The following is an 18851-nucleotide window of genomic DNA, read 5'->3' as shown; positions in this document are numbered from 1 at the left end:
ATCAGGTGGTGATGGGTGGTTCAGGGTGATGGGTGGTTCAGGGGAAAGTACACGCGGGGGTGGATCGCAGCGACGCTGTCACGGAGCACCCCACGAGCCGGTCAGCGGGCGACGACCTCGTGCCCGTCGCGCAGCACACGCACCGGGGCCGGGCGATCCGTCACCAGCTGCGCCAGGTTCTCTGCGGCGAACTCGAGCCGGGTACCGCTCTCGGGCGTCCACTCGGCGATCTCGGCCACGCCGAGCATCTCGCCGCCGTGCGTCGAAGCGATGCGGAAGGCCCGTTCGAGCTCGGCGTCGGTGATCGCACCGGTGCGATAGGCGAGCAGGTGCGTTCGATCGACCATGCTGCCGGTGCCGAAGGGACTCCACGAGTCACGGACGCCATCGGACCCGGCGACGACGCGCACGCCGTGGCGTTCGAACTGATCGAGATCGGGCACAGGGTCGGGCCCGAGCGCGCACGTCGCGATCCAGATGCCCGCCTCCGCGACCCGGTCGAGGGTCTCGCCGAGACTCGGCAGCGATGCGTCGCACAGCGCGAACGCATGGCCGATGGTGACGCGACCCTGGCGGCCACCGGCGACGGTGCGCCGCGCGATCTCGCGGATCTGCGCGAGCCCGTCTTCGCCGCCGTCGTGCAGGTGGATGTCGAGGTCGCGGCCTGCGCGATCAGCGAGCCCGAACACCGCATCGAGGTGACCGTGCAGGTCTCCCTCGATGCCGCCCGGATCGATGCCGCCGACCAGGTCGGCACCCGCGTCGAGCGACGCGGCCATGACCTCGAGCGTGCCCGGGTTCGTGAGCAGACCGAACTGCGGAAAGGCGACGATCTGCACCGTGAGATCGGGCAACCGCTGCGCTGCGGCGCGAACGCCCTCGACGTTTGCCGTGCCGAGCTCGGAGGCGACATCCACGTGCGCGCGCAGCGCGAGCGTGCCGTTCGCGAGCGCGTTCGAGAAGAGCGCAAAGGCGCGTTCTTCGACCGAGGTGTCGTACCCGAACTGCGTCGCGCGGTCGTTTTCGATGAGTTCGGCGAGCGTGCTCGCGGGGCGCCGTGACATCCACGGACGGCCCCACGACGACTTGTCGGGGTGGATGTGGCCGTCGACGAGGCCGGGGGTGCGCAGCAGGGGCGGAGGGGTCGCCGTCATTGGTGAACCTTTCTCGGAAGATCTCGCTCGAACCGGCCGCTGGGATGGCGTCCGGTAAACGTAAGACATATGATAACCATACAACTCCCGCAATCTGCAAGGATGGTCACGTGCGACACATTCAACGGCGCTCCCTGGTCGACACTGTTGTCGATGAGCTGAAGCGCGAGATCAGCGAGGGGCGCTGGGTGCTCGGCACCCGCATCCCCTCCGAAGCCGAGCTCACCGTCGCGCTCGGCGTCAGCCGCCCCTCCGTACGCGAGGGCGTACGCGCACTCGTGCAGCTCGGCTTGCTCGAGGCCCGCCAGGGCGACGGCACCTACGTCATTGCGACCGACCCGACCCAGGTCGCCCTACGCCGCGCCCTGCACTCCGCCGACAGCCGCGAGGTCATCCGCGTGCGACGCGCACTCGACGCGCTCGCTGCCTCGGAGGCCGCGACCGCTCGCGACGACGCCGATGTCGAACGCCTCACCGCACTGCTCGCCCAGCGCAGCGACGCGATTCGAGACCGCGACACCGAGGCCTTCACCGAAGCCGATGTCGCCTTCCACCTGGCGATCGCTGACGTCTCGGGCAACCAGCTGCTCTCAGACATCTACTCGAGCTTCGACGCGTCGCTGCGCGAGTCGATTTCAGACGCCTCATGCTTGGCCGCCGGCACCGACCCCGATCAGGCCGACCAGCACGAGGCGCTGCTGCACGCGATTGCCGCCGGCGACGCCGATCTGGCCCGCGACGCCGCCCTCGGGGTGCTGTCGCAACAAGAGCAGTTGCTCGATGAACAGCCCTGACCGCCGTCAGGGAGTCGCCGCAGGAATACTCACGATCGCCGTCGGGCTGAGCGTTCGCTACCCGATTACGAGCGTCTCCCCGCTGCTCAGCGAGATCGGCGCCGGTTACGAGCTGTCGCACACCGCGATTGCGATCCTGAGCGCCATTCCGGTGCTGCTCTTCGGCCTCGCCTCACCGCTTGCCCCCTGGCTCGTGTCGCGCCTCGGGCTCTCGCGCGCGATCGCCGCACTGCTCGCCGCGCTCGCGCTCGCGACCCTGCTGCGCCCGCTCGTGCCCGGCACGCTCTTCGCCGGAACCGTCATCGTGGGCGCCTCGATCGCGCTGCTCGGCATTCTCGCGCCGCAGATCATTCGGCACGCGCTCGCGGCCCGGGGCGGGTTCTGGACCGGGATCTACACCACGTCATTCGGCGTCAGCGCCGCGACCGGCGCCGCGCTCTCAGTGCCGCTCTTCCACGCGCTCGGCGATCGAGTCGGCCCGTCGCTGGCCGCATGGGCGGTGCCGCTGCTGGTCACCCTGGGCCTCGCACTCGTCTTCGGCAAGCGCGTCGATGGCGGTGAACGCGGCGCGAGCGTGGCCCACGATGCGCCGCGGGAATCGATCTTCCGCGCCCGCGGGCTGTGGCCGGTGACCGGGTTCTTCGGCTGCCAGGCACTTATCTACTTCTCGCTGACGGCGTGGCTGCCCACGATCGCGGTCGACCGCGGTGCCGACCCGGCGCAGGCCGGACTGCTGCTCGCATGGATGAGTATTGCCGGGCTGCCCGCATCGCTCGCGGCCCCCAGCCTCGCGTCGCGCGCGCACTGGCGCATCGGCCTGCTGACCGTCACGGCGACACTCGCGATCACCGGACTGCTCGGGCTCGCGTTCGCCCCGGTCGCGCTCATGCCGGTCGCAATCGCGGTGCTCGGCATCGCCCTGAGCTCGGCCTTCGGGCTCTCGATCGCGCTGATCGTCTTCACGGCGCCGAGTGTGGCGCAGACGGCCGCCTTCTCCGCGGTCAGCCAGGGCATCGGGTACGGTGCTGCAGCCGCCGGGCCCCTGGTGCCGGGCCTGCTCGTCGAGGCCGGCGTCGGGTGGCCCGCCGTGCTGCTGATGCTCGCCGGCGTCGCCGTCATCGAGCTGATCTTCGGTGTGACGAGCGCGCGGGCCTCGCGCGGGGCAGCCGCCTAGACTGGGGCCATGACCGTCTTCGCAGGAATTCTGCTGCTCATCAACGCCCTCTACAACGTGGTCGTGTGGCCGCGATTCTGGACGCGGGTGGCGAAAGACTCCCGCGCACGCGACGAGCAGGGCCGCGCGACCACCTTCCTGAAGGTGCACGCGGTGCTCATCGGCATCGCGCTGCTCATCGCGCTCGTCTCAGCGATCGCGGGCATCTGGGTGCTCGTCGCGTAATCCGCACGACGAAGCCCAACCGGCAGCTCCCCTCTGCTGCCGGTCGGGCACTCGCCTCGCCGAGGCTATTCTTCGTCGTCGGTGATCGTCTCGGGGTCGGACGCCTTCGTGTGCGTTGCGGGCCCGAGATGCGATGCGCCGCCCTCGTCGGTCCACTCCTGGCCGACCTCGACATTGTGAGCCGGGTCAGACTCATGATCGGGCGTGCGGTGCTCGTTCGTTAGCGTCATGGTGCCTCCTCGTTCAGGTGAGCCTCGTGGCACATCGGCCACATTTCGAGGGTACGCCTGGCCACTGACAATGGGCAGGGGCTTGACCCCGGAAGGGCCGATCGGGCATCTGGCGTCGGCTCGCTCCGCGCATCGGTGTCGCTGCAGTTCACCGCCTCTGCTGTGCGCCCGGAATCTGCTCGCGCCCCTTCGTCGGGCGTCAGCGCGGGCGCTTCCGGGCTCAGCGGCACGTCGCACGCCGTTTCCGATCCGTCCTCCGACGCTGCAGCACTCGCGTGTTCGATGTCGGCAACGGCTCGTTCTGTAGCAGTGGTCGCCACGAGTTGATCTACCGCGTCATCCACCCCAGTGGGGAGTTCGAGCACCCAGGTACCATCGGCCTCCACGACTACGGCACCGAGCTGCCGCGTGAGCGGCGCTACTGACACGTCGGCCTCTTCGAGATCGTTGTCAGCTTTGCGAATAAGCTCGGACGCCGACTGCAACGCACCTTCAGGCGCTTCGATCACTTCTCGTTCGGGTTCCGCAGGTGCCCCCGACTCGGCAGCGGTTGCTGCGGGGTCGGCCTCGAGCGGCAACTCAGACTCCTGCGTATCGCTCTCGATCGCGATGGCGTCGATCGTGACCGTGCTCCCAGGTGCACCGGTACCCGTCACGGTCAGCGGCGCGTCCGGCTCTTCGACCACGATCGTTGCATCGTCGAAGGCGAGTGGCGCCGTGTTCGAAGCAGCTGGCGCATCGCTCGGGATCACCGTGCCCCGCTGAGGCGCAACTGACGGGTCGGCATTCGCCACTACCTGCAACCGTGAGGCCGGGCTTCCCGTGTGAATCTCAATGATGACTGCGCCGCGCAGCGGGGGCCGATCCGTCGGAATCTGCTGCGGAGCGGGGTACTGACCATTTGCAATTGCCTTACCAAAAGACCGATCCATCGCGGTGCCCCACGCCCACAACGAGTTGTCTTCGAGCAGTGCGAGAGCATTTGCGACGCCCATGCTGATGCGTACCGCGGGCGCGGGCAGTGTGACGCGCCTCGGAAACTCTGAGGCAAGGAATGTCCCGGAACCGAGCAGTCCTTCGTCACCCCGCCCCCAGGTGTAGACGTCTCCGTTCTCCGCGAGTGCCATACCCGTGGCCATGCGCACGTTGGCCGCGATGTCGACGATCGGAATCCCATGAAGTGTCGGGTTCAGCGTCGGCGTGAACACCTTCCGCGTCGCCCCCAGACCGAGGTGCCCGTAGATGACATCGTCGTACCCCCACGCATACAGTTCGCCGGTATCGAGCAGCGCGAACGCACCGCCCCAATATCCCCCCTGGCCGAGCCGGCCTACGGCGGCAGTCTTCTTGAGGTGCGCCGCATCGAACGGCAGGTGCGTGATCTCGACCGGTGTGGCAATTGCAACGCCGGGAGCCGGGTGCTCTATGCCAGTCGTCATCGTGGCGTCGCCAACACCCCACATCCTGCCATCAGATGCTCGGAACCAGACGCCCTTGTAGATCCCGAACACGGCATCGACGGCTCCCATCGCGGACTGATCCACGTCTACCGGAGCGAAAATGTCGCTCGAAGCCCCATTCCCGAGTTTTCCGCTCGCGGCATTCCCCCAAGCGACGACATCTCCACGGTCGGTCAGTGCGTAAACGGCGCTCTCATTGGTTGCGAGTGCCGTGATTGGCTGACCGGCCGCGCGGGTCCCGGAGAAATCGACGAGCATCGGGCGAATCGCCGCGTCACGAGGCACGCCAGGGCCCTGCCCTTGTTGACCGTCCGAACTCATCCCCCAGGCATACACCTCACCCGAGCTTGTGCGCGCGAGGTTGACGTTGACCTCATGAATTCTCTCGACGATTTGCGTTCCGCGCGGCATGAACGATTCCGGCTGAACTTGCCCGAACGGAGTGGCCGCTGACGTCGAGCCGTTGCCCGCCTGCCCAGAGAAAGTGCTCCCCGCGAACACGGAGTACGTGGCGACCGCGTTCGGCTGATACACCACGGAATTGTCGAAGATGGTGCTTTCATCGGTCACGCGCGCACCACCGGTACTGGTCATGTGCGGCGCGCAGAGTGCGGCGATGATGACCACACCGCAGACGGCTCGGGCTGCGACGCTCCGCGAGGTACGGATGCGGCGCATCCAGATGCTTCGGACATGGCTACGCATGGGAGATCTGCTTTCGTCGTGCGCTGAGCGCGGTTCCGGTCAGGAGTGCGGCCCCGGCGACGCCGAGCAGCACGAGTGGCGCGACGCCGCCGGTCTGCGCAAGCGACGGCCCGCCGCGACCATCGGCACCCGCGTCGCCGCCCGCCATCGTCGTAAAGACGAGGTCAGCGGTCACCGTGCCAGGCGGGGCGGGGGTGGCGTCGGCCGGCAGTTCGACCGAGATGCAGACGTCGCGGGACTCACCTGCGGCCAGGGCACCATGAGAGATCGAGCCGCCACCGGTCAGCGTCAGATCGTGCGTATCGGGGCAAGTGCCGTCGGCGTTCGCCGCGAAGAGCACCTGCTCGGTCGACGCCCGGTCGCCCTGGTGCTCCGTGACGACAGGGGTGAGGTGCAACTGGATCGCCGTGCCCTGCAGGTTCGTGACGGTCGCGATGCGTGTTTCGACCTGACCCGGGGCGAGCTCGACGTCGAAGAGGCCGTGACTCGGGGTGACGGTGAGGCCCGAACCCGAAGAGTCACCGGCATCCGCCGTCGCTCGAGCAACCGATGCGCCCAGCAGGGCTGCGATGATGCAGACGACGCTGAGCGCCGCTGCCGAGATGCGAAGTGGAGAAATCATGCGCCTACCGTGGCCTGTTCTGAGCGAGAAGTGGAGGTGTCTGCGAAAGCCTGGAGACGGGCCGGCCTGCGAAGCGAGACGACGAAGGCGGGAAGCATGGTGATCGCGATGACGACGCGACCGCCCCAGCTCTCGATGAACCGGAATGCATCGGCCCAGACACCCTGCAGCGCAAACCGTGGCGTGCCCATCACCAGATCTTGCGTGACCGGTGCCGGGTCGGCGATCTCGTTGCCGTCGCCCTGCAGTGTCGCGGACTCATCGGTGTGGCTGATCACGCGGTGCACGTATTGCTCAGCTTTGTTGCCCGGAGTGGTCGAGACCACCACGATCTGGCGATCCCGCATCAACTCATCGCCCGCCGGGCGCTGCACCGCGAGCACGTCTCCGACGGCGTACGTCGGCGACATCGATTCCCCGGTGACGACCATGTAGTAATCGCCGCTGCCCCACGTCCAGATCAGAGGTGCGACGAGAAGGGCGAGTGCCAGTGCGGCGGCGACGCGCCAGGCATGGATGAGTGCGCTCATAGCTCGATTCGCTTTCGTGTCTGAACGTGCGGACGGGCCGGGCGAGTGCGCCCGGCCCGTCGACGGAATTACGGCAGGAAGATGCTGTCGAAGAGGAAGTCGACGGTCAGCTCGGTGTCGGGAGCGATGTTGGCCGCCTGGAACGCCGCAGCGTCGGCGATGAAGACCTCGACGCGCACGTTCTTGGCGGTTTCCTTCGCGATGGTCGGCTGGCTCGCGGCCGGAATCGCCATGTTGTTGAGCTTGCCGGTCGGAATGGTGGTGCCGTCGATGACCACGCGGGTGTCGAGGTTCGCCATGAGCTTTGCCACGTCGGCGTTGCCACCCTGCGACTTCGCAGAGACGTTGAACTTCAGGCTGTTGTCTGCAGACAGGTTCGTGACGGTGTAGTTCTCGTACTCGAACTCGCCGTCGACGGCTGCGGTGAACACCTTCGACATCGCGTCGCCGGTGACCGTCATCTCGGCGGGGGTCGGGGGGACCTCGCTCGCCGTGCCGAAGACGTTGTCGAAGATCGTGCTGTCACGGGTGACGAGTGCGCCACCGGTCGAGACGCCTGCGATGAGCAGTGCGGCGATGCCGCCGGCGATGAGTGCGCGCTTGCGAGTGTTCTGTGCCATGGGGTGTTCCTTTGACTGTTGGGTGCGAGCTGCATCGGACGAGCGCTCGGCAATCAGCATGCATACATTTGGAATCTCGTACTCATATTTCAGTTCCACATACTTGATGCCCTCTCGTTTCCGGGCGGCTAACGTGGGCGCTATGGAGCCCTCGTCCCCCACACCGTTTCGACCGCGCACACTGATTCGCGATCAGGTGTTCGCGCACCTCGCGGAGGAGATCGTGTCGGGCCGGCTGCAACCGCACGATGAGATTCGCGACCAAGACCTGCAGAACGAGTACGGCGTGTCACGCACCCCCATTCGTGAAGCCATCATTCGTCTCGTCGATGCCGGCCTCGTCGAGATGTCGGCAAATCGATTCACCCGTGTCGCGCCCGTCGATCTCACTGCCCAAGCAGACCGCGCGGAGTCTGCGTCGGCGCTGATCTCATATTGCGCGTTCACCGCCTGCCCGACGTACACCCCTGACCAACGCACGGCGATCCTGCACCGCATCGATGCGCTGCTGCTCTCAGATCTCACTCGCTCTGCCATGCGCGACGGACTCAAACTGTGGTTCACGCTCTGGGCACTGATCGTCGACGCCGCCGGAAACCGCGTCATTCTCGACCTGCTGAACGATCGACTCGCACTGCACCTCACACGCACCGTGCTCACACGACCCATCGACGACGCGCTCGCCGCGTTCAATCGCGAGCAGCTCGAACACATGCGCGTCGCCGTCGTGGACGGGGACGGTGCCGCACTGCGCGACCGCATCGTGACCCTGTTCACCCAAGCTTCGGTGCTGCCCTTGCGAGCCGCAGCGGCGACCCTGCAGCGCGACTAGGCTGGGCACCACTCACCAGGAGGCGCGATGCAGAATTCGTGGAGCGGCGGAGACATCTTCTATTCCGCACGATTGCTCGACGCCGTCGACGAGCCCGCGGCCCGGCCCGTGGTGCGGCGCACGAGTCGTGATTCGACCGTCGATCGCCTGCAAGCACGCATTCTCTCGGGCGATCTCCGCCCCGGAGCGACGCTTCGCGCCGCGTCGATCGCCGCCGACCTCGAGGTGAGCCCTGCGGCCGCCCGAGAGGCCATCACCGTGCTCGAGAGCCGCCACCTCGTCGAACTGCGCGGTGGCAAATCGGGCACCGTGATCTCCCCGTCGGTGAACTGGTTCGTCGCGATCGCGGCCTCAGCGGCCGGCCTCTCCGCCGTGGCGGCAGATCAAGGCATCGCGCACGCCACCCCCACGCAACTCGTCGAGTTCAGTCGCGCAGCCGACGCAGCGATCGAGATCTGGACGCAACCCGAGGTCGACCAGCTCGCCGGCGGCGAGGCCGTCTGGGATCTCATCGACCTGCTGGCGCAGTATGCCAAGAACATCTATCTCGCCGCTCAGCACCGTGCGCAGCGACCGGCGCTGGCGTTCGGTGTGCGCAACCTCTTCGCGGCCCGGAACCCCCGGATGATCGCGTCGACCATCGACGCGCTGGCGGTCGCGGTGCGCGAGGGCGACCGCTTGGAGGGCACCGACATTGTGCGGGATCTCTACGCGTACCTCGTCAGTGGCGTGATCGAACTCAACTGACCCGGTTGCGAACTGTCGCGCTGGCGCCCCTGCGGCTCGACACATCCGCGGAACGTACACTGGGGGGATGAAGCGGATTCTGACCTACGGAACGTTCGACCTGCTGCACTGGGGCCACATCCGTCTGCTGCGTCGCGCACGAGGCCTGGGCGACTACCTCGTCGTCGCCGCATCGTCCGAGGAGTTCAACGCCGGCAAGGGCAAGAAGACCTACCACGACTACGAGACGCGCAAGAACATGCTCGAAGCGGTGCGCTACGTCGACCTCGTCATCCCTGAAGAGGCGTGGGATCAGAAGATTCGCGACGTGCAGAAGTACGAGATCGACGCCGTGGTCATGGGCGGCGACTGGGAGGGCGACGAGCGTTTCGAGATCTTGCGCCCCTACTGCGAGGTCATCTACCTCGATCGCACCGAGGGCGTGTCAACGACGAAGATCAAGAACGACCTCGGCGAGGGCGCGTAGCGCGCAGACGCTGAAACGCAGACGCTTGTCACACGCTGACCCCTGAGCGCCGACTGAGCGAAGCTGCGGTGAGGTGACGCCGCCCGGAAGCGCAGACCGCAAAGCCCGGCTTCGGCGTATTTGAGATCGAGCGATGTGCGAACTGGCACATCGCGAGATCGCAATGAACGCCGAAGCCGGGCTTTGCGGTCTGCGCTGCAGGGCAGCGGAAGACCTACAGCACCTTCGAGAGGAACGCTTTGGTGCGCTCCCGCTGCGGGTTGGTGAGTACTTCGGTGGGGTCGCCTTCTTCGACGACGACGCCGCCGTCCATGAAGACGAGCTTGTCGGCGACTTCGCGGGCGAAGCCCATCTCGTGGGTCACGACGATCATCGTCATGCCGCTTTCGGCGAGGCCCTTCATCACGTCGAGCACTTCGCCGACGAGTTCGGGGTCGAGCGCTGAGGTGGGCTCGTCGAAGAGCATCAGCTTCGGTTCCATGGCGAGTGCTCGCGCGATGGCGACGCGTTGCTGCTGGCCGCCCGAGAGGTGGGCGGGGTAGTAGTCGTGGCGCTCGGCGAGCCCGACGCGTGCGAGCAGTTCCATCGCGCGCGACTTCAGCTTCGCGCGGTCGCCTTTCTTCAGCAGGGTCGGCGCGATCATCACGTTTTCGAGCGCGGTCATGTGCGGAAACAGGTTGAAGCGCTGAAACACCATGCCGATGTCGCGGCGCTGCGCTGCCGCTTCGCGCGGGTGCATTTCGTAGAGCTTGTCGCCCTTCTGCTTGTACCCGACGAGTTCGCCATCGACCGACAGGCGGCCCGAGTTGACGGTTTCGAGGTGGTTGATGCAGCGCAGGAACGTGGACTTGCCCGAGCCGGATGGCCCGACGAGGCAGAGCACTTCACCGCGCTGCACTTCGAGCGAGATCGACTTGAGCACGAGGTTCGAGCCGTATGCCTTCGATACGCCCTGGGCGAGCACCATGGGCGTATCGGTCGCGTGGACGCTCATGCGCCTCCCCCTCCGGGTCGTTCGTGCGGGGGCACGATGTTCTCGCCGCCACCCGCGCTGGGGTAGGTCGGGTGGGTGTCGTCCGTGAGGCCGATGACGCGCACCGACTGGGTTTCGACGGTCGGCTTCATCACGTCGGGGCGCTGCGAAACGCCCTTCGCGAACTTCTTCTCGAGGAAGTACTGCCCGACCATCAGGATCGACGTGACCGTCAGGTACCAAATCGACGCGCAGATCAGCATCGGCACGGGCTGGTAGGTGACCGCCGAGATGTCGCGCGCACGACCGTAGAGGTCGAGCGTGAACGGCACCGCGGTCACGAGCGAGGTCGTCTTGAGCATCGAGATGACCTCGTTGCCGGTCGGCGGGATGATGACGCGCATGGCCTGCGGCAGAATGACGCGGCTCATGGTGTGCCACCAGCCGAGGCCGAGCGCGGTCGCCGCCTCGTCTTGCCCCTTGTCGACGGAGAGCAGACCGGCGCGCACGATCTCGGCCATGTAGGCGGCCTCGTTCAGTGCCAGGCCGATCACGGCGAGCGTGAAGTAGCTCAGCAGGTCTTTGGTGTTCAGCGTTGCGACGGCGTCGGTGAACGGGATTCCCAGACTGATTGACTTGTAGATCGTCGGGATCAGGCCCCAGAAGACGAGCTGCACGTACACCGGGGTGCCGCGGAAGAGCCAGAGGTAGACCCAGGCGACGGCTTTGACGACCGGGTTCGGCGACTGCCGCATCACGGCGACGGTGACGCCGAGCACGACCGCGATGATCATCGAGTAGACCGTCAGTTGCAGCGTGTACCAGGCACCCTCGACGATGCGCACGTCGAAGAGGTACTTGCCGACTTCGCCCCAGTTGTAGACCGGACGGTTGACGGCGGTGTCGTAGATGAAGAGCCCGGCGAGCACGATGAGCACGACGGCGAAGACCGTGCGCCAGGGGTGCCGGAGTCGGATGGCTTCAATGGCCTCCGACTCGGGGTGCGGGGCGCTCTGCCCCGCACCGGGAGTGGTGCTGGTGGTCATGATCTACGCGATCACTCCGTGCCGGCGTTGATCTCGGCGGAGGTGACGGCACCCGACTCGATACCCGCTTCCTTCAGGATGTCGAGGTACGTGCCATCGTCGATGAGCGACTGCAGCGCCGCCTGCACGGCTTTGGTCGTGTCGCTGCCCTTCTGCGTGGCGAAGCCGTACGGTGCGGCGTCGAAGACCTCGCCGGTGATCTGCAGCTGGTCGCTGAGCTTGGCGACGGCGTCACCGGTCACGGGCAGGTCGGCCGAGAATGCCGCGGCGCGACCGTCGACGACGGCCTGGGTGACCTCGGGCTGACCGTCGAAGCGCAAGATCTGGATCGCTTCCTTGCCGGCGTCGGTGCAGGCCTTCGACTTCGCGGGCAGCTCATCGGTGTCTTGCACGGTGCCCGCCTGCACCGAGACGACCAGGCCGCAAGCGTCGTCCGGGTTGACATCTTCACCCTTGGCCGATGCCCACTGCGTGCCGGCGTTCAGGAAGTCGACGAAGTCGACCGACTTCTGGCGCTCGACGTTGTCGGTGAACGACGACGAGCCCATGTTGAGCGCGCCCTCTTGGATGCGGGGGATGATGCTGTCGAAGCCGAGGATCTCCCACTTGGGCTCGAGGCCGAGCTTCGCGGAGACCGCTTCAGCGAGCGTCACGCCCCAGCCGGTCGGATTGCCATCGGCATCCTTGTATTCGTTCGGCGGGTACTCGGCGTCGGTACCGATCGTCAGTTCGCCCGAGTCCTTGATGTCTTTCGGCAGGAGCGCGACCGCGGCGTCGTCTGCGGTGATGTCGGCCGACGGAGCCGAGGTGCTGCCCGACCCGCCGCCCTCCGACTCCGCGTTGTTGACGCAACCGGTCAGCGTGAGCAGGGCCGCCGCTGCGAGAGCGGGGAGCGCGTAACGAATCTTCATTGATTTCTCCAGGTCGATTGAGGCGCCGGGTGATCCGGCGGAATCTTGCCCCTGAGCATACTGCGCTCGTGTGTCGAATCTGTGACAGAGTCTCTCCCCCGGTCCAGAGACAGACTGTTGCTGGCACCGCGCTGCCGCGGAATACCGCCGCGTCAACACGTCGAGCACCAGACATAACATTCCGGTTAAGCTGACATGGGGTCCACACAGGGCCGGCTGAACCCGGAAGGCGCTTGTGCTCGCGCACAGCCCCGGTTCGGTCACGGGGGGAACAAGGAGAGCGCGGTGCCGGGAGACGTTGCCGACGACGGCGTTTCTTCGTTCGATGCGAACGGTCAATTGCGGCGTGCGGAGCTGCTCTCGCAACTCGCGGCTGCCGGCCGCATTGTCGTGCTCAATGCCGAGCAGGGCGCCGGCAAGACTGAGCTGATCTCGCAGTGGCTCCCGACGCAAGCCGAGCGGCAGGTCGCCTGGATCGCACTCGACGAGGGTGCCAGCGAGCCCCGGAGCTTCTGGCTGCGGATGCTGCAAGCACTGTCTGCGGCCCGCCCAGAAACCTTCGGCGGCTTGACCAACGACTATATGAGTGGGCGCATCCCTCCGCAGGAAGCCCTCTCGCTCGTCATCTCCGCCACGATGCGCGATCCCTTCCCCATCACGCTCGCGATCGACGATCTCCACTTCATCGGCGCCGATCTGCAAGATCAGCTGGTCTCGCTGCTGCGCCGATCGCCGCACCTCCAACTGTTCGCGACGTCACGGTCGACGACGCGTTTCGAAGTTCCCCTGACTGCCGCCGGCCTTGACGTCACCGTGCTGGGCTCGCACGAGCTGGCGTTCAGCGCGACCGAGCTCGCGGCGGTCGCGCGCTCGCTCCCCTACCGGCTCACCGATTCTGAGGTCACGGCCCTGCGCCGCGCGACCCGAGGGCATCCGCTCGCGGTGCGCCTCGCGCTGTCGGTGATGCAGCAGCTCTCGCGCGGGGGCACGCGTCGACCGTCGACCGACGAGGTCGCAAGCGGCGTCGAAGGCCTGCTCGCGGACTTCGCCCCAACCTTCGAGAGCGGCGCCGCCACCGACCTCGCACTCGCCTCGGCACTGAGCCCCGAGGTCGATGAGCGCCTGGCCGAACAACTCGGCGGTGCCGCCGCATGGTCGTGGTTCGAGCGATTCGACCAGGCCGGCATCGGCCGCATCGCGATGGCGGCGGGGCGCAAGACCTTCCGCCTGCACACGCTGATGAGCACGGCGCTGCGCCCTCGCGCACTGCGTGAATTCTCGGAGGATCGCGTGGCCGAGATTCGCCGCCTCGCCTTCGAGCAGCTCTACGAGCTCGCCGATCCGATCGAAATACTCGAGCTGCTCATCGACGGCCATATGGACCGTGCCATCTTCCCGCACTTCGTGCGGAACTACTCGGAGATCAGCGGCCGCCGCACACAAGAACTGATCACGATTGCGGAGACGATATCGCCTGAGCGGATGTCTCGCGAGGGCACGATTCCGATCATGATCGCGGTTGCGCTGAGCGAAACGGCGACGATTCCGACGCCGCGCATTCGCGAGCTCTTGCAGATCGGCATGCCGACCCTCGCCTCGCGCGCTGCGGATGTGCAGGGGGCTGCCGGGCGCCTGCTGCTGCTCGCACGGTTCGCCGGCCTGCGGGTGAACCGCGAATACACCGAGGCCGCCGAGGTCGGCGAGGAGTTCTTGCGCCTCGGGCCGATGGGGTCGCCGAGCTGGCGATCCGGCATGTTCGCCGCGCGCATGCAGGTGATCATCACTGAGATTCTGGCCGCCCGCATTCCCGCGGCCATCGAGTTGGCGGCGGAGTCGAGCGACGACGCGCACTCGGGGCGCCGAGCGCACCTGCATGCGGTGCTGGCGTTCGCGCACGGCCGCCTCGGCGACCTGCGCGCGGCCAAGCGCGAGCTGAGCGCCATCGACAGCTCGCGCCCCGGCTGGCAGGGGTCGCTGCAGAGCATCGGGTGGCACCTCGCGACCGCGATGCGCGCGTCGAGCCTCGGTCGCCATGAAGCCGCATTCGACGCCCTGCAGCCCGTGATCGATCGCCTCGACGAATTCGAGCTCTGGCCTGCGATCGTGTGGACCCGCGGGGCGACGCGCCTCATGGCCGACCAGGCCGCTCGCGGGCTGCACGAGTTCGACGCCGCGCTCGCGCAGCGCCAGCACTTCCCGATCAGTGACGGCTGGGCCGAACAGTTGCAATCGCTGCGCGGCGAGTTCTTGTTGGCCACCGGCGACCTGATTCGCGCCCGTGCTGCGCTGACCCACGATGGCGACAACACGGCGACGCTGCTGGCGCGCACCCGTCTGGCGCTGCTCTCGTCGCAGCCCAACGAGGCGCTCGCGCAGCTCGAAGCCATCGATGAGTCCGAACTCTTTCCGTCTCAAGCGGTGCAGCACCAGCTGCTGCGGGCTGCCACCCACGCGCGCCTCGGCAACGCCGAGTTCGCGACCACGCTCGCCACGCAGGCGCTGCTCACGCTCGATCGACTCGACAACCGGCTGCCGCTGTCGTGGCTGCCGGCGGGCGACATCGCCGTGCTGCGCTCGCTCGTGCCGACCGACATCTGGCGCCAGCCCCCGGGCACCCCGTTCGCGGGCGACGAGGTGATGCTCGAGGAGCTTTCGAAGCGCGAAGCGCTCGTGCTCGTCGAGCTCGCGCGCGGCGGATCGATCGACGACATCGCCGGCGACCTCCACGTCTCGTCGAACACCATCAAGACGCAGACGCGCAGCATCTACCGAAAGCTGAAGGTATCGAGCCGCACCGAAGCGCTCGCGCGTGCGCGCCAGATGGGGCTGGTCTAGTTCGACGATGACGGCGCACTCGGCGACGCATCGCATGTTCACACCCGCACTCGGCCGCGCGTACTTCGCGGTGCAGGCGATTGCGGGCGCCGCATGGTGGATCTGCGTGTCCAGCCTGCCCTCGGTATGCACGGCGACGCTCGGCGGGCTTGATCCCGCACTGACTGCCGCACTCGACATTCCCCTGTTCGTGGTCGCCTCGGCGCTGGTCGCGTGCGGCGTGCGGTGGGCGATCTGGATCGCCGTGCCCTGGACCGCTCTCGTCGCCGCGGGCATGTGCGGGTACGCGACGGCGACCGGGCTCGCCGGTTGGGGCGCGCTCGCGATGGTGCTCGCCGCCGCCGGCAGTGTTGGGGCCGGGCTGCTCGTCTGGCGCGGTCGCCTCCCCACCGAATGGGTACTCGTCGGCCCGTTCGCGTTCCGCGAGGCCTCCGCCGCGCCCGCGGGTCGGCACGTGGCGCGCACCGCGCAGCAGATCGTCGTGTTCTGGGGCGGCTTTCTGCTCGTGCTCCCCGTCATCATCACGGTGCTCGAGTCGCGGTGGGGGCTGCGCGTCGGCGTTCCGATCGCCGTGCCGATCGTCGGCGCCGTGCTGCTGACCGTGGCGAGCGCGCTGGGGCTGTGGTCAGGGTTCACCATGTCGACCCGCGGAGCCGGCACCCCGCTCCCGGCAGAGACCGCCACCCGCCTCGTCGTCGCCGGCCCGTATCGCTGGGTACGCAATCCCATGGCGATCGCGGGAGTCGTGCAGGGAATCGCCGTCGGTCTGATTCTCGGATCATGGCTCGTCGTCGCCTACGCAGTGGCTGGGTCGCTGTTCTGGAACTGGGTCGTGCGACCGCACGAAGAAGCCAACCTGCGCGCCCGGTTCGGCGCAGAATTCGACGCATACGCGGCCCGCGTCGCCTGCTGGGTGCCGCGCCTGCCGCGCGACTGACATCTGCCGGAGAAACAGCTCGGCTCCCGGCGGGCGCACACCCGACAGGAGCCGAACTTCATGAGTCAAGGAGCCGACCATGCGGTGACAACGACCGGTTCCTAGCTATGAAGGTACGAACGCAACATGTGAAATGATCGATTGCGCGTCATACATCTGATGTTGTATAGGTCAGCCTGAGTCACATCCGTTTTGCGCGCCTGACTCGCATTCCGGGCCGCGTCTATGCATTTCCCTTGACACTCGCGCGGCCCACATTGGGCCGATGTAGGCAAGGCAACCCTAAGTATGATGGATTGTTAATTGTATCCGCCTGCCATTGAGGGGCTTTGTTGTGCCTGCTTTCCACCCATCCGTCTCCGCGCGCGCCGCGGCGGGAGCGCTCGTCGCGCTGCTGCTCGCCGGTCTCGCGCTCATCCTCACCCCGCTTTCAGCGCACGCTGACAGCTCCCAGTTCTCACTGACCACGACCGCAACCGTGGGCGAGACCAGCCGTGATGCGGTCGTCGACGACGCCCGCGGTCGGGTGTACGTCACCGTCGATCCGAGCTCTGGCCCGGGCCAGATCACCTGGTTCGACATCGCCACGGGCGCCCCGTCGGGCAGCACCATCACGCTGCCGCAGAGCGACCCGACCGACATCGCGCTCAGCGCTGACGGCAATCGCCTCTACGTCGTCTTCAACACGTCGCAGACGCTCGCGATCGTCGACCTCACGTCGCCGACATTCGAGACCCGCGAGCTCGCGGGCACACCGTCATATCCGAGCGGGCTCGTCGAAGACACCGACACCGGCGTGGTCTACGTCTTCGATTCGACGGCACTCACCCGCGTCGACCCGAACACAGGAGAGGTCTCGACCCCCATTGCGATCAGCACCGAACGCTACCCGCTGATCAAGGACGCGGTGTACGACGCCACGAACCACATGGTGTGGATCGCCGAGGGCCGCGCAAAGGTCATCACCGGCTACAGCACCATCACCGGCGCGTGGGTTGATTCGCTCGCGTTCCCGGTCTCGGCGCTCGTCGTCGACGGCACCCCGGTCGGCGGCCGAGCCGCCGCTCTCGCCATGGATGAAACCCTCGGCGAGCTGCACATCGCCGTCAACCCGACCATCAGCGATTCGTGGGATCGCACGAAGGTCGTGAGCCTGCGCGTCGCCGACGGCCGGTTCGTCGGCACTCCCGTCGAGGTCGGCGAGAACGTCTACGAGATGGCGGTCAACCCCGCGACGCACGAGGTCGTCACCACCGACGGCTTCACCAATACGGTCTCGGTGATCCGCCCCGACACCTGGACGGCGGAAACCGCAGTCGACTTCACCGCCGCGGGCGTCACCCAGGGCACCGGATCGCCCTACGCCGACACCTGGGGCCTCGGCATCAGCGCCGACGGGTCGCGCATCTTCGCGAGCCACCCCTACTCCGACCGCCTGAGCGAGATCTCGCGGGCCGGCGACACCCCCGTCGTCACGGAGCGCGAGGTCACCCCCGGCCAGGAGGCCGGCCCCGAGGAGCCGACGGTGAACGAGCCGTGGGAGGGGCCCGCTGCCCCGACTGCCAGCGCGACTCCCGCGGGCGCCAGCGCAACCACCGACGGTGCACTCACCTGGGCGATCAACACGTACATGCAGGCCTGGGGCCCGCGCGCACTCGGCGACGCGGTGAAGACCGGCACCGACTACGGGTTCTCGAACGGCACCGGCTGGGTCGACCGCGCGAGCGGAGCCGCGGATCTGGTCTGGGACGGCGGCATCTTCATTCAGCATTACCCGGCCCTCGCACCCGAAGTGACGACGATCCTCGGCAACCCCCGCCTGCAGATCGACGCCGACGGAACCGGGTCGCTGAGCTTCGACGTCTCGTGGAAGGTCAGCGGTGCGCTGCAGAGCGACGGCTACCGCCGCGTCACACTCGCCACGTTCTCGAACGCGTCGGTGACGAGCGAGGGCGATGCGTACGCGCTCACCGCACAACCCGACTTCTTCGACCGCGCACTAACCCTCGAGTCGCGCACGTACCCCAACTCGTACCCCGCCGACTTCGTGCAGTGGCTCGACCCCCAGCTGCAGCCCTGGTGGTTGACCACGGGCGCGTCGATGGACGCCGAGAAGCCCCCGCTGCCGTTCGCATTCGCCGCCACTCTCGCGGCGGCGACACCGGTCGGCGACGCCGATGGCGGAGCGACCGCCGAGTCGGGAGCTGATGGAGCGGGCGCCGATGCGAGCGCAAGTGCCGACGGCGGCTCGGCATCAGCCGGTGCCGGATCGGCCGCCGCCGAGGGCACGAACGCGTCGGGAGCCGCGGGCTCGAGCGCCGAGGCCTCCTCGGCAACCGAAGCCGCACAGCCCGCAGCAGCGACCGCGTCGGGTCTCGCGACCACCGGCAGCGCGTCGCTCACCCCGTGGGTTATCGGGGGTGCCGCGCTGATCGTGCTCGGCGGCCTCGCGTTCGGTGCGCGCCGCCTGCAGCACGCCCGCGCGCACGCAAGCGCGCAGGACTAACGGTCTGGGGTGCGCGGAGCATTCCGCGCACCCCGATCCTGCCCCCAAATGTTGACCGTTGCGCCCCGAGCACCGATCGCCCTG

General features: G+C 67.4%; 18 protein-coding genes. 9 read left to right on the top strand and 9 right to left on the bottom strand.

Annotation, left to right across the window (positions count from 1 at the left end):
* Positions 1-101 precede the first annotated feature (101 nt).
* Positions 102-1154: an amidohydrolase family protein gene (locus AMS67_RS11575; protein ID WP_053387533.1), complete on the bottom strand. Its 1053-nt coding sequence runs from the start codon at positions 1152-1154 to the stop codon at positions 102-104.
* 110 nt (positions 1155-1264) lie between these two features.
* Here AMS67_RS11575 and AMS67_RS11570 point away from each other — a divergent pair, with 110 nt between their 5' ends.
* The 3 genes from AMS67_RS11570 to AMS67_RS11560 are packed head-to-tail and all read left to right on the top strand — an operon-like array spanning position 1265 to position 3347.
* Positions 1265-1948: a FadR/GntR family transcriptional regulator gene (locus AMS67_RS11570; protein WP_053387532.1), complete on the top strand. Its 684-nt coding sequence runs from the start codon at positions 1265-1267 to the stop codon at positions 1946-1948.
* Positions 1935-3122 (top strand): MFS transporter, encoded by a 1188-nt coding sequence (locus tag AMS67_RS11565; protein WP_053387531.1) that lies wholly within the window; start codon positions 1935-1937, stop codon positions 3120-3122. Before AMS67_RS11570 ends, AMS67_RS11565 begins: the two co-directional genes overlap by 14 nt.
* 9 nt (positions 3123-3131) lie before the next feature.
* Positions 3132-3347, top strand: coding sequence for an SCO4848 family membrane protein (locus tag AMS67_RS11560; RefSeq protein ID WP_053387530.1), 216 nt, complete (start codon positions 3132-3134; stop codon positions 3345-3347).
* Positions 3348-3412: 65 nt separating this feature from the next.
* Here AMS67_RS11560 and AMS67_RS17370 read toward each other — a convergent pair whose 3' ends face one another.
* The 5 genes from AMS67_RS17370 to AMS67_RS11540 all read right to left on the bottom strand — a co-directional run bounded on the left by AMS67_RS17370 (position 3413) and on the right by AMS67_RS11540 (position 7514).
* Positions 3413-3577: a hypothetical protein gene (locus AMS67_RS17370; protein WP_156316633.1), complete on the bottom strand. Its 165-nt coding sequence runs from the start codon at positions 3575-3577 to the stop codon at positions 3413-3415.
* Entirely contained in the window at positions 3574-5607 is a 2034-nt protein-coding gene (locus AMS67_RS11555) for a hypothetical protein (protein WP_162230852.1), read from the bottom strand. The genes AMS67_RS17370 and AMS67_RS11555 overlap by 4 nt, the downstream gene beginning before the upstream one ends.
* A gap of 127 nt (positions 5608-5734) precedes the next feature.
* Positions 5735-6364, bottom strand: coding sequence for a hypothetical protein (locus tag AMS67_RS11550; protein ID WP_053387528.1), 630 nt, complete (start codon positions 6362-6364; stop codon positions 5735-5737).
* Entirely contained in the window at positions 6361-6894 is a 534-nt protein-coding gene (locus AMS67_RS11545; RefSeq protein WP_053387527.1) for a S26 family signal peptidase, read from the bottom strand. The genes AMS67_RS11550 and AMS67_RS11545 overlap by 4 nt, the downstream gene beginning before the upstream one ends.
* A 68-nt stretch (positions 6895-6962) precedes the next feature.
* Positions 6963-7514 (bottom strand): hypothetical protein, encoded by a 552-nt coding sequence (locus AMS67_RS11540; RefSeq protein WP_053387526.1) that lies wholly within the window; start codon positions 7512-7514, stop codon positions 6963-6965.
* A 142-nt stretch (positions 7515-7656) separates the two neighbouring features.
* Between AMS67_RS11540 and AMS67_RS11535 the strand changes: the two genes are divergently transcribed.
* From AMS67_RS11535 to tagD, 3 genes are all read left to right on the top strand, one after another.
* Complete coding sequence (locus tag AMS67_RS11535; protein ID WP_053387525.1) at positions 7657-8346, top strand: GntR family transcriptional regulator; 690 nt, start codon at positions 7657-7659, stop codon at positions 8344-8346.
* A gap of 27 nt (positions 8347-8373) precedes the next feature.
* Complete coding sequence (locus AMS67_RS11530; RefSeq protein WP_053387524.1) at positions 8374-9093, top strand: GntR family transcriptional regulator; 720 nt, start codon at positions 8374-8376, stop codon at positions 9091-9093.
* Between the two features lie 67 nt (positions 9094-9160).
* Positions 9161-9559, top strand: coding sequence for a glycerol-3-phosphate cytidylyltransferase (tagD, locus tag AMS67_RS11525; RefSeq protein ID WP_053387523.1), 399 nt, complete (start codon positions 9161-9163; stop codon positions 9557-9559).
* Between the two features lie 214 nt (positions 9560-9773).
* On the opposite strand, the gene AMS67_RS11520 is transcribed toward tagD, so the two are convergent.
* The 3 genes from AMS67_RS11520 to AMS67_RS11510 are packed head-to-tail and all read right to left on the bottom strand — an operon-like array spanning position 9774 to position 12489.
* The gene (locus tag AMS67_RS11520) at positions 9774-10553 is read right to left on the bottom strand and encodes an amino acid ABC transporter ATP-binding protein (protein ID WP_053387522.1); all 780 of its coding nucleotides are present in this window, start codon (positions 10551-10553) and stop codon (positions 9774-9776) included.
* Positions 10550-11578 carry an amino acid ABC transporter permease gene (locus tag AMS67_RS11515; RefSeq protein ID WP_053387521.1) on the bottom strand — a complete coding sequence of 343 codons (1029 nt, stop codon included), beginning with the start codon at positions 11576-11578 and terminating at the stop codon, positions 10550-10552. The genes AMS67_RS11520 and AMS67_RS11515 overlap by 4 nt, the downstream gene beginning before the upstream one ends.
* An 11-nt stretch (positions 11579-11589) precedes the next feature.
* Positions 11590-12489, bottom strand: coding sequence for an ABC transporter substrate-binding protein (locus tag AMS67_RS11510; RefSeq protein ID WP_053387520.1), 900 nt, complete (start codon positions 12487-12489; stop codon positions 11590-11592).
* Between the two features lie 285 nt (positions 12490-12774).
* On the opposite strand from AMS67_RS11510, the gene AMS67_RS11505 reads away from it, so the two are divergent.
* From AMS67_RS11505 to AMS67_RS11495, 3 genes are all read left to right on the top strand, one after another.
* Complete coding sequence (locus AMS67_RS11505; RefSeq protein ID WP_053387519.1) at positions 12775-15324, top strand: helix-turn-helix transcriptional regulator; 2550 nt, start codon at positions 12775-12777, stop codon at positions 15322-15324.
* A gap of 7 nt (positions 15325-15331) precedes the next feature.
* Positions 15332-16261 carry a methyltransferase family protein gene (locus AMS67_RS11500; RefSeq protein WP_241488063.1) on the top strand — a complete coding sequence of 310 codons (930 nt, stop codon included), beginning with the start codon at positions 15332-15334 and terminating at the stop codon, positions 16259-16261.
* A 334-nt stretch (positions 16262-16595) separates the two neighbouring features.
* Entirely contained in the window at positions 16596-18767 is a 2172-nt protein-coding gene (locus tag AMS67_RS11495) for an HtaA domain-containing protein (RefSeq protein ID WP_053387518.1), read from the top strand.
* Positions 18768-18851: the final 84 nt, after the last annotated feature.

Origin of the sequence: Leucobacter japonicus (assembly GCF_001273855.1) — a bacterium.
Taxonomy (GTDB): Bacteria; Actinomycetota; Actinomycetes; order Actinomycetales; family Microbacteriaceae; genus Leucobacter; species Leucobacter japonicus.
Note: the sequence above shows the minus strand (reverse complement) of the source record. Positions and strands in the feature narration are given on the sequence as shown.

Excerpts from the sequence above, each read along its gene's own strand:
- AMS67_RS11520 (WP_053387522.1), bottom strand. The coding sequence starts at position 10,553 with ATGAGCGTCCACGCGACCGATACGCCCATGGTGCTCGCCCAGGGCGTA.
- AMS67_RS11565 (WP_053387531.1), top strand. The coding sequence starts at position 1,935 with ATGAACAGCCCTGACCGCCGTCAGGGAGTCGCCGCAGGAATACTCACG.
- AMS67_RS11535 (WP_053387525.1), top strand. The coding sequence starts at position 7,657 with ATGGAGCCCTCGTCCCCCACACCGTTTCGACCGCGCACACTGATTCGC.
- AMS67_RS11540 (WP_053387526.1), bottom strand. The coding sequence starts at position 7,514 with ATGGCACAGAACACTCGCAAGCGCGCACTCATCGCCGGCGGCATCGCC.
- AMS67_RS11500 (WP_241488063.1), top strand. The coding sequence starts at position 15,332 with ATGACGGCGCACTCGGCGACGCATCGCATGTTCACACCCGCACTCGGC.
- AMS67_RS11550 (WP_053387528.1), bottom strand. The coding sequence starts at position 6,364 with ATGATTTCTCCACTTCGCATCTCGGCAGCGGCGCTCAGCGTCGTCTGC.
- AMS67_RS11545 (WP_053387527.1), bottom strand. The coding sequence starts at position 6,894 with ATGAGCGCACTCATCCATGCCTGGCGCGTCGCCGCCGCACTGGCACTC.
- AMS67_RS11510 (WP_053387520.1), bottom strand. The coding sequence starts at position 12,489 with ATGAAGATTCGTTACGCGCTCCCCGCTCTCGCAGCGGCGGCCCTGCTC.
- AMS67_RS11530 (WP_053387524.1), top strand. The coding sequence starts at position 8,374 with ATGCAGAATTCGTGGAGCGGCGGAGACATCTTCTATTCCGCACGATTG.
- AMS67_RS17370 (WP_156316633.1), bottom strand. The coding sequence starts at position 3,577 with ATGACGCTAACGAACGAGCACCGCACGCCCGATCATGAGTCTGACCCG.
- AMS67_RS11560 (WP_053387530.1), top strand. The coding sequence starts at position 3,132 with ATGACCGTCTTCGCAGGAATTCTGCTGCTCATCAACGCCCTCTACAAC.
- AMS67_RS11575 (WP_053387533.1), bottom strand. The coding sequence starts at position 1,154 with ATGACGGCGACCCCTCCGCCCCTGCTGCGCACCCCCGGCCTCGTCGAC.
- tagD (WP_053387523.1), top strand. The coding sequence starts at position 9,161 with ATGAAGCGGATTCTGACCTACGGAACGTTCGACCTGCTGCACTGGGGC.
- AMS67_RS11515 (WP_053387521.1), bottom strand. The coding sequence starts at position 11,578 with ATGACCACCAGCACCACTCCCGGTGCGGGGCAGAGCGCCCCGCACCCC.